11 protein-coding genes are annotated in these 13,864 nt (G+C 50.2%); 8 read left to right on the top strand and 3 right to left on the bottom strand.

Going from position 1 to position 13,864, the window contains the following annotated elements:
• Positions 1-62: 62 nt before the first annotated feature.
• Positions 63-422, bottom strand: coding sequence for a dihydroneopterin aldolase (gene folB / locus MKO97_RS03015; protein WP_241104593.1), 360 nt, complete (start codon positions 420-422; stop codon positions 63-65).
• Between the two features lie 103 nt (positions 423-525).
• On the opposite strand from folB, the gene MKO97_RS03010 reads away from it, so the two are divergent.
• Together MKO97_RS03010 and MKO97_RS03005 are read left to right on the top strand one after the other, a co-directional pair.
• Positions 526-2,622 (top strand): glutamine--tRNA ligase/YqeY domain fusion protein, encoded by a 2,097-nt coding sequence (locus MKO97_RS03010; RefSeq protein ID WP_241104592.1) that lies wholly within the window; start codon positions 526-528, stop codon positions 2,620-2,622.
• 278 nt (positions 2,623-2,900) lie between these two features.
• Positions 2,901-3,230 (top strand): YtxH domain-containing protein, encoded by a 330-nt coding sequence (locus MKO97_RS03005; RefSeq protein WP_241104591.1) that lies wholly within the window; start codon positions 2,901-2,903, stop codon positions 3,228-3,230.
• Positions 3,231-3,265: 35 nt separating this feature from the next.
• Here MKO97_RS03005 and MKO97_RS03000 read toward each other — a convergent pair whose 3' ends face one another.
• Together MKO97_RS03000 and gltX are read right to left on the bottom strand one after the other, a co-directional pair.
• Positions 3,266-4,240 (bottom strand): SPFH domain-containing protein, encoded by a 975-nt coding sequence (locus tag MKO97_RS03000; RefSeq protein ID WP_241104590.1) that lies wholly within the window; start codon positions 4,238-4,240, stop codon positions 3,266-3,268.
• 71 nt (positions 4,241-4,311) lie between these two features.
• Positions 4,312-5,826, bottom strand: a complete 1,515-nt coding sequence (gltX, locus tag MKO97_RS02995; protein ID WP_241104589.1) for a glutamate--tRNA ligase — start codon at positions 5,824-5,826, stop codon at positions 4,312-4,314.
• A gap of 40 nt (positions 5,827-5,866) precedes the next feature.
• On the opposite strand from gltX, the gene MKO97_RS02990 reads away from it, so the two are divergent.
• The 6 genes from MKO97_RS02990 to MKO97_RS02965 all read left to right on the top strand — a co-directional run bounded on the left by MKO97_RS02990 (position 5,867) and on the right by MKO97_RS02965 (position 13,834).
• A complete protein-coding gene (locus tag MKO97_RS02990) occupies positions 5,867-9,343 on the top strand; it encodes a DUF4175 family protein (protein ID WP_241104588.1) in 3,477 nt (1,158 codons plus the stop codon).
• The gene (ybeY, locus tag MKO97_RS02985; RefSeq protein WP_241104587.1) at positions 9,330-9,755 is read left to right on the top strand and encodes an rRNA maturation RNase YbeY; all 426 of its coding nucleotides are present in this window, start codon (positions 9,330-9,332) and stop codon (positions 9,753-9,755) included. Before MKO97_RS02990 ends, ybeY begins: the two co-directional genes overlap by 14 nt.
• A 37-nt stretch (positions 9,756-9,792) precedes the next feature.
• The gene (gene mnmG, locus MKO97_RS02980; RefSeq protein WP_241104586.1) at positions 9,793-11,664 is read left to right on the top strand and encodes a tRNA uridine-5-carboxymethylaminomethyl(34) synthesis enzyme MnmG; all 1,872 of its coding nucleotides are present in this window, start codon (positions 9,793-9,795) and stop codon (positions 11,662-11,664) included.
• Positions 11,661-12,188 (top strand): hypothetical protein, encoded by a 528-nt coding sequence (locus MKO97_RS02975; RefSeq protein ID WP_241104585.1) that lies wholly within the window; start codon positions 11,661-11,663, stop codon positions 12,186-12,188. The genes mnmG and MKO97_RS02975 overlap by 4 nt, the downstream gene beginning before the upstream one ends.
• Positions 12,175-13,032 (top strand): class I SAM-dependent methyltransferase, encoded by an 858-nt coding sequence (locus tag MKO97_RS02970; RefSeq protein ID WP_241104584.1) that lies wholly within the window; start codon positions 12,175-12,177, stop codon positions 13,030-13,032. The genes MKO97_RS02975 and MKO97_RS02970 overlap by 14 nt, the downstream gene beginning before the upstream one ends.
• Before the next feature lie 220 nt (positions 13,033-13,252).
• The gene (locus tag MKO97_RS02965) at positions 13,253-13,834 is read left to right on the top strand and encodes an OmpH family outer membrane protein (RefSeq protein WP_241104583.1); all 582 of its coding nucleotides are present in this window, start codon (positions 13,253-13,255) and stop codon (positions 13,832-13,834) included.
• Positions 13,835-13,864: the final 30 nt, after the last annotated feature.

Raw genomic sequence — 13,864 nt, 5'->3', positions numbered from 1 at the left:
TTTATCGGAAAAGGGAAAGAAACCGCAAAAAAATAGCCATTCTGTTGGCGGAAACGCGCGGTTTACGACCTAAATTCTTCTAATTCAACGGCCACCGATGCTACGTCACCACCTATCGGTGGATTGAGTTTTGCAACGGAAAGGCGTATGGTGGAAATTTCTGGTTTATCGGCAAAAATCCGGCTCACAATGCGGTGGGCTACATGTTCGAGTAGCTTGGCACGAATAGCCATTTCCTCGATGATGACGCGATTGAGATAGACATAATCGACGGTGTCGGCCAGTTCATCCGTGACTTTCGCCTTGCGTAAATCGGCTTTTACTTCCAGGTCAACGCGGTAATCCGATCCGATGCGGCTTTCTTCTTCGAGGCAGCCGTGGAAGCTGAACGTGCGGACATTGGTGAGTCGTATAATTCCCATAGGTGCAAAGGTATCAAATCTGCCCGATCCGTGCTTCTTCCTGATGAAGGATACATCTTGAACTAACGACTTCTTTACTACCTTTGCGCTTCAATATTTTAGTATGGCCACTGAAGAACGTTCCCTGAATTTCATCGAACAAATCATAGAGGAAGACTTGCGAAACGGCATGCCGCAAAACAAGCTGCGGTTTCGTTTTCCGCCTGAGCCCAACGGCTACCTGCACATCGGGCACGCCAGCGCGATTGCGTTGAATTTCGGTTTGGGTATGCATTATAAAGCGCCGGTGAACCTTCGTTTTGACGACACCAATCCAGCGAAGGAAGAACAGGAATATGTAGACGCCATCAAGCGCGACGTGCAGTGGCTCGGCTACCAGTGGGCTGAGGAGTGCTATGCCTCCGACTACTTCCAACAATTATACGATTGGGCAGTGGTGTTCATCAAAAAAGGAAAGGCCTACGTCGACAGCCAGTCGTCTGAGGCGATGGCCGAACAGAAGGGAACGCCTACCACACCAGGGGTCAACAGTCCGTTTCGCGATCGGTCGGTAGAAGAAAACCTCGACCTCTTTGAGCGTATGAAGAAGGGCGAGTTTGAGGAAGGAACGCACATCCTGCGGGCCAAAATCGATATGGCTTCACCGAATATGCTGATGCGCGATCCGATCATGTACCGCATCCTGCACAAACACCATCACCGCACCGGAAACGACTGGTGTATCTATCCGATGTATGACTGGGCACACGGCGAGAGCGATTACCTCGAACAGGTGTCGCATTCGTTCTGTACGCTTGAATTCCTGCCGCACCGTGAACTCTACGACTGGTTCCTTGACCAGATATATGACGACACTAAAGTACGTCCGAAACAAAGGGAATTCGCGCGTCGTAACCTGAGCCATACCGTAGTCAGCAAACGGAAGTTGCTGCAATTGGTGAATGAAGGACATGTGAAAGGATGGGACGATCCGCGGATGTCGACCATATCCGGGCTGCGCCGTCGCGGGTACACGCCGGCTTCCCTGCGCAACTTTACCCAGATGATCGGCATCGCCAAGCGCGATAACCTGATCGATGTGTCGACATTGGAATTTTGTATACGCGAAGACCTGAATAAAACCGCGCCCCGCGTCATGGCGGTAGTGGATCCGGTGAAGCTCGTGATCGTCAATTATCCGGAAGGAAAAGAGGAGTGGCTGGAAGCGGAAAACAACCCGGAAGATGCCGCAGCCGGTTTCCGGAAAGTGCCGTTTTCACGGGAAATGTATATTGAACGGGAGGACTTCCTCGAAGAAGCACCACCTAAGTATTTCCGTCTGAGTATCGGAAGGGAAGTACGTTTGAAGAACGCCTATATCATTAAAGGTGAATCAGTTGTGAAGGATTCGGAAGGAAAAATCACGGAAATTCACGCCTCCTACGACCCCGATAGTCTTTCGGGAAGCGGCACCGAAGCCAGCGAGCGCAAGGTATCCGGCACGTTGCATTGGGTGTCGGTGGCGCATGCGCTTCCGGCGGAGATACGGTTGTACGACCGTCTGTTTGTAGACGAAGCGCCTGATTCGCATAAAGAGCGCAATTTCCTCGACTTCGTAAACCCGGAATCGTTGAAAATCAGCACCGGATTTGTAGAGCCGAGCCTGGCCAATGCCCAGCCGGAAGCCCGTTTCCAGTTCCAGCGAATTGGGTATTTCGTAGTCGATAAAGACAGTCAATCCGGCGCTTTGGTGTTCAACAAGACCGTTGGTTTGAAGGATACCTGGGAAGAAAAAGGCAAGAAAGAAGAGAATGCCATCAACAACTCGCTCAAGGAAATCAACCGTTATTTCAAGGCCACTACGGCCGACGAGCGGATGGTGGTAGAGCGTGCGGTGGGCGACTATATTGCCTCCGTATCGAACTTCAGCCTCTTGCAGAACTCGCTTCGGAAGAACGTAAACAACAACAAGGCTTCTCTGCTGTTTGCGAACTGGCTGTTGAAATATAGCACGGTTTTGAAACCGAAAGACGTCGATACGGAAGTGATGGAGAAGCTATATGGTTTTTCCCTGAAAAGCGAATCGCCGTTCGTTCGGATGGAAGCCATCCAAAACCTAAAAGGGGATGCGCTTTACTTCGAAGCCTTCCAACCGCGTTTCGACGAGTTGAAGCAACAGGAAAAAAACGAAGAGGTGCTCGCGCTGTTGGCGACCATTTAATAGTATAGATAGAAATTATTATAAAGGAAGGGTGCTACATCCTTCCTTTATTATTTTTATAAACTATTAAAACTTTATTAATAATAGATATTACCTACTAAAAGTGACTTTTTTAAATAAACGGAGAGCCATTTAAAAAATAAGGTAAGGTGAATTCCTTTTGGGGGCGACAATCGTTTCTTAGAACGCTTTATTTTCATTTTTGAGGTTTAACGACGCCTTAACGGCACGGTTGACGTAAAAAACGTAACTTTAGGTTCAACTTTAAATACAAAGCCATGTCAAAGAACAGTTCGAACCTCCTTATCGCACTTTTGACAGGTGTCGCACTCGGTGCTGCCGCCGGTATTTTGTTTGCTCCTGACAAAGGATCAAAAACCCGTGGAAAAATTCGCGACGGTATCAAAGACGGAAAGAAAGCGCTCGGCGATACATACGATGACCTTTACGAAAAGTTGAAGGATCAGTTCAAAGGCGATCCGAAAGACTTCACCCAATCGTTTGACGATCTCGTAACAAAAGCCGATATGAAGGCGGAAGAAGTCATCGAGGCACTCGAGCAAAAACTGAAGCAGTTGAAACAGAGCGTCACCGCGTCGAAAAACTAAAAAAGAAAAGAGGCCCATCGGACCTCTTTTTTTAGTTAAGCGGGTTGCTCATCTTCGTGCGGTCGTTCGCCGGACTCCGATGATTTTGGCTTTCTTGCTTTGGTGGCCTTCATCATTTCGCCCACCTGGTTGGAGGCCGCAAACGAGGCGACCATGTTGTTCAGCATGTCGGTGGCGGCCTGTGGTGAGTTCGGCAACAGGATCAGGTTCGAGTTCGTATCCGAGCCAATTTGCTGCAAGGTGTCGTAGTGTTGCGTCACGACGATGAGGGAAGAGGCTTCCTGCGAATTGATTCCCACATTGTTGAGTATTTCCACACTTTCTACGAGTCCGCGTGCAATTTCCCGACGCTGGTCTGCAATACCTTGTCCCTGAAGGCGCTTGCTTTCGGCTTCTGCCTTTGCTTTGGCTACGATACGGATACGGGCCGATTCGGCTTCAAACTCAGTCGCCGTTTTCTCACGATCGGCCGCGTTGATACGGTTCATCGCGTTTTTCACCTGTATGTCCGGATCGATATCCGTTACCAGCGTGTTGATGATGTCGTAGCCATAGGTCGTCATTGCTTCGTTCAATTCGCGTTTGACCGCGATGGCGATATCGTCTTTACGCTCGAACACATCATCCAGTTTCAATTTCGGGACCTCGGCGCGCACCACGTCGAAAACGTACGCTGTGATCTGGTCATGCGGGTATTCGAGCTTGTAAAACGCGTCGTATACCTTCTCCTGGATGACCTTGAACTGCACCGACACTTTCATTTTCACAAAGACGTTGTCGCGCGTCTTGGTTTCGATCACGACATCTAATTGTTGGATCCGGAGGTTCACCCGTCCGGCGAGACGGTCGATGATCGGTATCTTGAGTTGCAATCCTGAATTCCGCACACTCTGGAACTTCCCAAAGCGTTCAATAATCACAGATGACTGTTGCTTTACGGTAAAGAAACACGAAAAGAAAATGACGAGGCCTACGATTAAGGCCACGATAAGCGGAATAGGAAAATCCATTTTGTCTGATTTAAGGTTAACGGTGTTTATACGCGCCCTTCAGACAAAAGTTACAAAATGACGTTTCGCGGTTACGATTCCGACCTGAAGTATGTCACGGCAGCCCGTATTCGGCGCAGGGTTTCCTCTTTTCCAATAACTTCGGCTATGTCGAACAGGTGTGGACCTTTCAACGCGCCCACCAGGCTCAAACGGAAGGGCTGCATGATTTTCCCCATGCCGATTTCGTTTTGCGCCATCCAGTCTTTGATCGTAGCTTCCAGGTTAGAGGAGGTGAACTCAGTTACCGACTCGATTACCGCCGCCAGACGTTCCATCAATGGGGACGTGTCGTCTTTCCAGTTCTTCGCCGCCTTTTCATCATACGAATTCGGTGCCTCAAAGAAGTAGGAGGAGAGTTCCCACAGATCCGATACGAAATCCGCACGCTCTTTTACCAGCGACACGATGCGGGTCACCGTACCGAAGTCGGCCGGGATTCCTTTAGCATACAACAACGGCGCAAATGCCTTCGCCAATGTGTCGTCGTCCTGGCGGATGAGGTATTGGTGGTTGAACCATTTATTTTTCTCCGGATCGAACTTCGCGCCGGCTTTGTGCACGCGCGCCAGGTCAAAGACGTCCGCTAGTTCGTCAAGCGAAAAGAGTTCCTTGTCTGTACCATCGTTCCATCCCAATAAAGCGAGGAAGTTAACAACCGCCTCCGGGAAATAACCCGCTTCGCGATAGCCTGACGAGACGCCTTCGGCACTCGTCCATTCCAACGGAAATACCGGGAATCCCATTTTATCCCCATCGCGTTTTGACAGCTTGCCGTTGCCGATGGGTTTCAGGATGAGCGGTAAGTGGGCGAATTCCGGTGCCTCCCAACCAAATGCTTTATACAACAGGTGATGGAGTGGGAGGGAAGGAAGCCATTCTTCACCGCGGATGACGTGCGAGGTTTCCATCAAGTGGTCGTCTACCACGTTCGCAAGGTGGTAAGTCGGCATCCCATCGGATTTGAACAGTACTTTATCGTCGAGAAGATTGGTGTCGAATTTTACCTCCCCACGGATGAGGTCGTGTAGCTCGAGCACTTCGTTTACGGGTGTTTTAAAGCGTACGACGTACTCTTCGGATGCGATGCGTTTTGCCGTCTCGTCCGGGGTAAGTCGCAGTGACGTATCAAGTTTTTCGCGGTTGTGCCAGTTATAGATGAAGGTTTTTCCGTTCGCCTCGTGCTGTTTCCGGTGCGCATCGAGCGCCTCGGCGGTGTCGAATGCGTAATACGCCCATCCGGAATCAAGCAATTGTTGCACGTAGCCACGATAGAGTTCCTTCCGCTCGCTTTGGCGGTACGGACCGAATTTCTCATTCTTCCCGACGGTTTCACTTGGCGCGATACCGAGCCATTCAAGCGCTTCGAAGATATACGATTCCGCACCCGGAACGAACCGGCTTTGGTCGGTATCTTCAATCCGAAGGTAGAAAACACCCCCGTGTTTCCGGGCGAAAAGGTAGTTGAAAAGGGCGGTGCGGACCCCTCCGATGTGGAGCGGGCCGGTGGGACTTGGCGCAAAGCGAACGCGTACCGGTCGGTTCATGACTCGAAAATTTCGGCAAAGATACAACAAAGCCGTGGGCATGGACAACGCAGGCGATAGGGAGAAGTTTAACACTTACTTTCCGTCGCAATTGTTACTTTTATCGGTTATTAACAATGTGAACCGCACGGTGGATAATTCAACGATCATTTACGACAAACTCGAAGGCTTCATCCGGAAGTACTATACCAATGAGCTATTGAGGGGAATCCTGTTATTTACAGGGCTCGGGTTGCTGTATTTTCTTTTTACGTTATGCCTGGAGTATTTCCTCTGGCTGCGTCCGTCGGGGCGCACGGTGTTGTTCTGGGCGTTTGTTTTGGTGGAAGTGTTCCTGCTTGGGCGCTACATCCTGTTTCCGTTGTCCCGCCTGTTCAAATTGCAGAAGGGGATTGGATACGATGAAGCATCGGCTATCATTGGACGGCATTTTTCCGAAGTGTCTGACAAGCTCACGAACTTTCTTCAATTGTCGCGCGATAACAACAAGTCGGAGTTATTACTGGCCTCGATCGCACAAAAAGCGGATGCCTTGCAGCCCATTCCGTTCACCAACGCCGTAAACTATCGCAAGAACCGGAAATACCTTCCGTTGGCGTTGTTGCCGGTGTTATTTTTCCTGGTGTTTTATATCTCCGGAAACGGCAGTGTACTGAACCAAAGTCTGGATCGCGTAGTGCATTTCCGCACCTCGTATACGCCGCCGGCACCGTTCCGTTTTGTAGTGGTGAACGAAAGCCTGGCCACCGAACAGGGAAGTGATTTCGTGTTCCAGGTTCGCACAGTGGGTCGCATCGTGCCGGAAGATGCCACGATCTTCATCGGCGATGAAAATTATTCGATGGAATCGGTTGAGCCGGGCCTGTTTGAGTACCGGTTTCAAAAACCATCCGGTACGGAATTGTTCCACGTGGAGGCCAATAACATCCCGTCGCGGGATTACGAATTGCAAGTGGTGGCAGTGCCGGCGATCTCCAACTTTGTGATGCGGGTGGATTTCCCATCCTATCTCCGCCGTCCGTCCCAAACCATCAAAGGAACCGGTAATGCGGTCGTGCCGGAAGGTGCGCGCGTTACCTGGGATGTAGGCACGGTCGCGACAGCGGCAGTAGAATGGGCCACAGGTGAGGCGACGTTTCCGTTTGCTAAAGACGGCAATCGTTTCCGCTTCACACGCACCATCCAACAGCCGATCGATTATCAGGTGCTGACGTCAAACGATAAGGTCCGTCATCACGAGCGGCTGACGTATCAATTGTCGGTGGTGAAAGACCAGTTTCCGTCGATCAACGTGGGCAATGCACCCGATAGCCTGAAAGTAGCGAAAGACGTTTTGGTTGGACGGGTGGCCGATGATTATGGATTGGCCGCGCTTCATATCGTGTATTATCCACAAGGAAAGGAAAACCTCGCAAAGAAGGCGGCGCTTCCCGTAAAGAAAGAACTGTTTGACCAGTTCATCTTTACTTTCCCGGCAAACCTCCCGGTAGAGCAGGGCGTGTCGTATGAGTACTATTTTGAAGTGTCGGATAACGATGCACCGCACGGCTATAAGAAGTCGCGCTCAACTGTATTCTCAGACCGTATCGCGACCGACGAAGAGAAGGAGGACCAGTTGTTCCAACAACAGAACAACACTATGAACGGACTGGAGAAGTCGGTCAAAGAACAGAACAAGCAGCTCAACGAGCTTGACAAATTGCAGAACCTGACCAAGCAGAAGGACAACCTTGATTTCAAAGACCAGAAGAAAGTCGACGAGTTCATCAAGCGGCAGGAGCAGCAGGATAAGATGATGAAGGAGTTCTCAGAGAAACTCAAGAAAAACCTCGACGAGTTTAAGACAGATAAGAAAGACGAATTCAAAGAAGAGCTAAAAGACCGTATCGAAAAGAACGAAAAGCTCTCAGAGGAGACCCAGAAATTACTGGACCAACTGAAGGAACTCAACGACAAAATCCGGCAGGAAGAGTTGATGGAAAAGATGGACCAACTCAAACAAAGCTCGAAGAACCAGGTGAAGAACCTGCAGCAGTTGGTGGAGTTGACGAAGCGGTATTATGTGCAGAAGAAGGCAGAGCAACTGGCGAACAAATTGAAGGATTTGTCGGAGAAGCAGGAGAAACTCGCCAACAACGACAAAGAGAATACAGCGGAGAAGCAGAACGAGATCCAGAAGGAGTTCGACAAGATACAGGAAGACCTAAAGGAGTTGCAACAGGAGAACCAGGAGCTGAAGTCGCCTATGGATATCCCGAAGTCGGAAGAGATGCAAAAGGCCGTCGATGAAGACATGAAGAACGCGTCGGATCAGTTGCAAAAAGACAATAAGGCAGGCGCCAAGCCAAAGCAGAAAAGCGCCGCCCGGAAGATGCAACAAATGAGTGCGAACATGATGCAGTCGATGCAATCAGGTGAGATGGAACAGATGGATGAAGACATCAAAACGCTGCGCCAGATACTCGACAACCTGGTGGCGTATTCGTTTTCACAAGAGGATTTGATGAAGGATTTCCGCGAACTGAAACGGAGCTCACCGTCCTACAATAAGAATCTCAAACGCCAGCAAGACCTCAAGCAGCAGTTCGTGCACGTAGACGACAGTCTGTTTGCAATGTCGCTCCGCAATCCGAAAATTGGTGAAACGATTACCGAAGAAGTGGGTAACGTGCATTACAACGTTGACAAATCGCTGGATAACCTGGTGGAGGGGAATGTGCCGAAAGGCGTCACGAATCAGCAGTATGCCACCGCGGCGGCCAATCGTTTGGCAGATATGTTGAGCGATGTGATGAATGGCATGCAGATGTCGATGTCGGGTATGATGGGACAAGGAAAACCGAAACCCGGACAAGGCGAAGGTATGCAGTTGCCGGATATCATACAGAAGCAAGGACAATTGGGCCAGCAGATGCAGCAGAGCATGCAGGGGCAAAAGCCGGGCGAGAAACCCGGTGAAAAGCCCGGAGAGAAACCAGGTGAAGGACAAGGCCAGAAGCCCGGCGACGGCAAACAGGGCAAAGATGGCAAGTCGGGCAAAGAGCCCGGCGGAAAAGGACAGTCGGGCCAGGGAGAAGGCGAGAATGGCGAAGATGGAGAAGGGCAGGCCGGTGAGATCATGCGTATATATAAGGAGCAGCGACAATTGCGGGAAGCGCTCGAACGCGAGTTGGAGAAGAAGGGAATGGGCGGCACCGGACAGAACGCCGTGAACCAGATGAAGGAACTGGAGAAGCAATTGCTCAATAAAGGTTTTCGTAATGAGACCTTGCAACGCATGTTCAACGCTAAGCAGGAGTTGCTGAAGTTGGAGAGAGCCATGCAGCAACAGGGCGAAGAAAAGAAACGCCAGTCGCAGACGAACCGAAAGGAGTTTACCAATACGGCCACACCAATCGACCCTGCTTTGCAACAGTACCTGAACAGTATTGAAATATTAAACCGGCAAACCTTACCTTTGCGCGCGAATTACAACCGAAAGGTGCAGGAATATTTCAAAGGCAATGATAACCTTTAACTACGAATCAGATTTTGAGCTCACGAATGAGTCGCGCTATGGCGATTGGATTTCTCGTGTGGTACAATCAGAAGGCAAAAAGGAAGGGGAGATTAGTTATGTGTTCTGTGACGACGCATACTTACACGAGATAAATGTTCAGTATTTGCAGCACGACACCTTAACGGATATCATCAGCTTCGATTACTCTTTAGGCAACGAGATTAGCGGCGATATCTTCATTTCGGTGGAGCGCGTACAAGACAATGCGGTCGATTTCAACGTGGCCTTTGAAGAAGAATTATTACGGGTAATGGCCCACGGCGTCCTACATTACTGTGGTTACAAAGACAAGTCACCGGAGGATGAGACGCTGATGCGAACAAAAGAAGAAGAGAAGATTGCGATGTTCCACGTGGAACACAATTCATAAATCAACCAATAGATGTTCCACGTGGAACACTTTCGATATGTTTCAAGATGTATATGATGTGATTGTAGTAGGGGCTGGGCATGCCGGTTCCGAGGCTGCTGCCGCCGCTGCTAATCTGGGTTCAAAGACTCTATTGGTAACGATGAGTTTGCAGAACATCGCACAAATGTCGTGCAACCCTGCCATGGGCGGCATTGCAAAGGGACAGATCGTTCGCGAGATTGACGCCCTCGGAGGCTACTCGGGTATTGTGTCGGATAAGACGGGCATACAATTCAAAATGCTAAACAAGTCGAAAGGACCTGCCATGTGGTCGCCGCGCGTGCAAAGTGACCGGATGCGGTTTGCGGAAGAGTGGCGATTGATGTTAGAGCGCACACCCAACCTCGACTTCTATCAAGAGATGGTTTCAGGGTTATTGATTGAGAACGGGAAAGTGCGTGGCGTTCGGACTTCGCTCGGAATCGAAATACGAGGCCGCGCCGTAGTGTTGACAAATGGCACCTTTCTGAACGGACTTATTCATATTGGTGAGAAACAGTTTGGCGGCGGAAGGGCAGGAGAGAGTGCATCGTTCGGCATTACGGAAGACCTGGTGCGCGCGGGTTTTGAGTCCGGCCGCATGAAGACAGGTACACCTCCCCGCGTCGACGGTCGCTCGTTGGATTATTCCAAAATGAATGAGGAGAAAGGCGATGCGCGTCCGGATAAGTTTTCGTATTCTGACGAAACACGCCCGTTGGAGCGGCAAAAATCCTGCTGGATGACGTACACCTCGAACGACGTACACGACATCCTACGGGAAGGGTTTGATCGTTCGCCCATGTTCAACGGCCGCATCAAAAGTCTCGGACCACGTTACTGTCCTTCCATAGAAGATAAAATCAATCGCTTTGCCGATAAAGAACGGCACCAACTCTTTATAGAGCCGGAAGGCTGGGACACGGTGGAAGTATACGTGAACGGCTTTTCCACGTCGCTGCCAGAAGATGTGCAATACAAAGCACTGAAGTCGGTAGCCGGTTTTGAGAACGTCAAGTTCTTCCGTCCGGGTTACGCGATCGAATACGATTACTTCCCACCAACGCAATTGAAACATACACTCGAAACCAAATTGGTGGAGAACCTGTACTTCGCCGGGCAAATCAACGGCACGACAGGATATGAGGAAGCGGCGTCACAAGGACTCATGGCCGGCATCAACGCGCACCTGAAGATTCACGAAAAGGATCCACTTGTGTTACGGCGTGATGAAGCTTACATCGGGGTATTGATCGACGACTTAATTACAAAAGGAACAGAAGAGCCCTACCGGATGTTTACGTCCCGTGCTGAATACAGAACGTTGCTACGACAGGATAACGCCGATTTCCGTCTTACGCCCAAATCGTTTGAAATTGGATTAGCATCGGAATCGCGGATGCGCCGTATGGAACACAAGTTCGCCGAAGCCGAGAAGATGGTACAGTTTTTCCGTACGACCAGCGTCAGTGTCGCGGAAATGAACCCGATTCTCGAATCGAAGGATTCCGCCCCAATCATACAATCCGATAAATTATTCAAACTGCTTTCGCGTCCGCAGGTGGATCTCGACGATTTGATGACGGTGGAAAGCGTGGCCACCTACATCAATGAGCACCAGCCGGACCGCGAAATCCTCGAACAGGCCGAAGTACAGGTCAAGTACGCCGGCTATATCGAACGCGAACGCAACAACGCCGACAAGTTAACGCGACTGGAAGATGTGAAGATTCCCGATAGTTTTGACTACGATAAAGTACGCTCGATGTCGATAGAGGCACGGCAGAAGCTCAAACACATCCGCCCGGTGACCATTTCACAGGCGTCGCGCATCAGCGGCGTTTCGCCAAGTGATATTTCTGTGTTGCTAATCCACATGGGACGATGAAGATGTTTCACGTGGAACCGATGTCGGTAAGGCGCATGCTTACTGGCCTGGCGACAATTGTACTATTGCTGACCACCTCGTGTGCCACGATGCGCGATCGTGATACGATTCCTGACTATGTCATTCGCGAAGGCGGGAAGAACGTCATCGGTTCCGCACCCCTGAACGCGTTCATTTTTGAAGACACGCGGCAGGATGTGTACTTCCAGGATTTTCTCACCTACCGTTTCCAAAAAAACAACATGGCGGAGAAAGTCTTTGAGGTCGACATCTCCGGTTCGCGTTTCCGCATCTTATTGTATGATGCGGCCGAATTCGAAAAATACTTCCGTACCTCCGACTACATCCCGACGGTAACCGTAACGGCAGGCGAACTGAATGCGGGAAAGTCGCGGTTCGTAGCGCTTTCCATGGTCGACGCGTCCAACCAAGACTGCCTCAGCGAAAACTCCCTTTGGCTGGCCACCGCCACCCAATACCTTAAGAAACTTAAAGACGACTATCTTTCTAATGCACGTTCCTGATCTTACGCCTCATCTCGAAATTCCCGACCATTCGGTATCCCATGAATTGTTTACGGTTTTCCGGAGTGAACGTCTTGACCTGTTGGCCACACACCCGCAGCCAGCTGCTGAGGCGCTCGGGCGGTATTACGAGAGTGACGATTATATCTCCCATACCGATGGGAAAAGAAGTCTTTTCGAACGCGTTTACCATCTGGTTAAATCGTATGCCCTCCAACAAAAATGCCGTTTGATCAGTCGTTTCGCTGCCAAAGGAAAACTGCTTGACATCGGTGCCGGAACGGGCGACTTTCTCGCTACCGCCCTTGCGCAGGGATGGGACGTAACCGGCTTCGAACCCAACGCCAAGGCGGCGGCTATCGCACAGGCGAAGGGTGTATCCCTGACGAACACTACATCAGCACTTCCCGACGGGACATTTTCCGCCATCACCATGTGGCACGTACTCGAACACGTGCCGGATCCCAAGGCCCAGCTCGACGAGTTGTATCGGTTGTTGCAGCCAGGCGGCTTTGCATTTGTGGCCGTTCCAAACTTTAAATCCTACGATGCGTCGTACTACGGAACGTTTTGGGCCGCGTATGACGTACCCCGTCACCTCTGGCACTTTTCCCAAACCGCTATCCGCGCGTTGGCCACTGAATCATCTTTCGAATTGGTTGATGTGTTGCCAATGAAATTCGACGCGTTTTATGTCAGTCTGCTTTCAGAGAAATACCAGAATGGGCGTATGCGGTTTTTACCTGCCTTTCGGGTAGGATGGCGCTCCAACCGCAAGGCAAAGCGCACGGGGCAATACTCTTCGCTGATTTACGTGCTTGAAAAAGCCATAAACGACAAATAAAGAACGCTCTTTAACCAAAAACGACCCACCCACACACAGACATCGCTGCGCGGCGAAAGCGGCTCAAAAGCCTTGAAAACGCGTTGTTTTTTATAGAGAGAACCAATACGGAAGAAAAATAGCATAACGATTGCTTATTTCATAAAATAGGGCTTCCTTAACCACAAACAACCCCCGATAATTTTCCTATTTTTGAGGGCTTAAATTTAGAAACCGACACATGAAAAAAATCCTTGTTATGCTCGCCATCGCCACTGCGGCAGTTTCATGCGAGACAAAAGAAACGACTAGTGCATCCGCCGGCGTCAAAACCGCCTACATCGATACGGAAAAGATGATGGAAGACTGCATCGAATGCAAAGACATTACTGAAAAATACAAAGCGAAAGGCGAAGAAATTGGCAAAAAGTTTGAAGTCGAGGAAGCCAACTTTAAGGCCGAAGCCGCCAGTTTCGAGCAGAACGCCCGTGCAAACGGACAGGCGTGGGCCCAGCAGAAAGGGGCTGAGTTGTCAAAGAAACAACAGTACCTCGAGTACACCGCCCAACAAGTGTCGCAGCAACTCCAAATGCAGCATGCGTCAGAGATGGACAGCGTAAAGAAATCGATCCGTGAGGTCATCAAAACGTATGGCAAGGAAAAAGGCTATGACTATATCTTCGGAACCGGTGATTCGCCTTCTGTGCTGTACGCAAAAGACAGCTACGATATCACCAAAGAGGTTACCGAACTGGTAAACGAGAAATACAAAGGCAAGAAGGAGGAAAAGCCGGAAGCCAAGAAAGAAGAGAAAAAGAACTAATACGAAGCCTCCTGAAAAGGGGGCTTTTTT

The organism is Flavobacterium sp. HJ-32-4 (assembly GCF_022532105.1).
In the GTDB taxonomy this organism is placed as follows: domain Bacteria; phylum Bacteroidota; class Bacteroidia; order Flavobacteriales; family Flavobacteriaceae; genus Flavobacterium.
The sequence above is the reverse complement of the archived record's forward strand: the minus strand, read 5'-3'. Positions and strand labels throughout refer to the sequence as shown.

Bases quoted from the DNA above. Each gene is read 5' to 3' on its own strand.
- MKO97_RS02970 (WP_241104584.1), top strand. From the start codon at position 12,175: ATGCACGTTCCTGATCTTACGCCTCATCTCGAAATTCCCGACCATTCG.
- mnmG (WP_241104586.1), top strand. From the start codon at position 9,793: ATGTTTCAAGATGTATATGATGTGATTGTAGTAGGGGCTGGGCATGCC.
- MKO97_RS03005 (WP_241104591.1), top strand. From the start codon at position 2,901: ATGTCAAAGAACAGTTCGAACCTCCTTATCGCACTTTTGACAGGTGTC.
- MKO97_RS02975 (WP_241104585.1), top strand. From the start codon at position 11,661: ATGAAGATGTTTCACGTGGAACCGATGTCGGTAAGGCGCATGCTTACT.
- MKO97_RS03010 (WP_241104592.1), top strand. From the start codon at position 526: ATGGCCACTGAAGAACGTTCCCTGAATTTCATCGAACAAATCATAGAG.
- MKO97_RS02965 (WP_241104583.1), top strand. From the start codon at position 13,253: ATGAAAAAAATCCTTGTTATGCTCGCCATCGCCACTGCGGCAGTTTCA.
- folB (WP_241104593.1), bottom strand. From the start codon at position 422: ATGGGAATTATACGACTCACCAATGTCCGCACGTTCAGCTTCCACGGC.
- gltX (WP_241104589.1), bottom strand. From the start codon at position 5,826: ATGAACCGACCGGTACGCGTTCGCTTTGCGCCAAGTCCCACCGGCCCG.
- MKO97_RS02990 (WP_241104588.1), top strand. From the start codon at position 5,867: ATGGACAACGCAGGCGATAGGGAGAAGTTTAACACTTACTTTCCGTCG.
- ybeY (WP_241104587.1), top strand. From the start codon at position 9,330: ATGATAACCTTTAACTACGAATCAGATTTTGAGCTCACGAATGAGTCG.
- MKO97_RS03000 (WP_241104590.1), bottom strand. From the start codon at position 4,240: ATGGATTTTCCTATTCCGCTTATCGTGGCCTTAATCGTAGGCCTCGTC.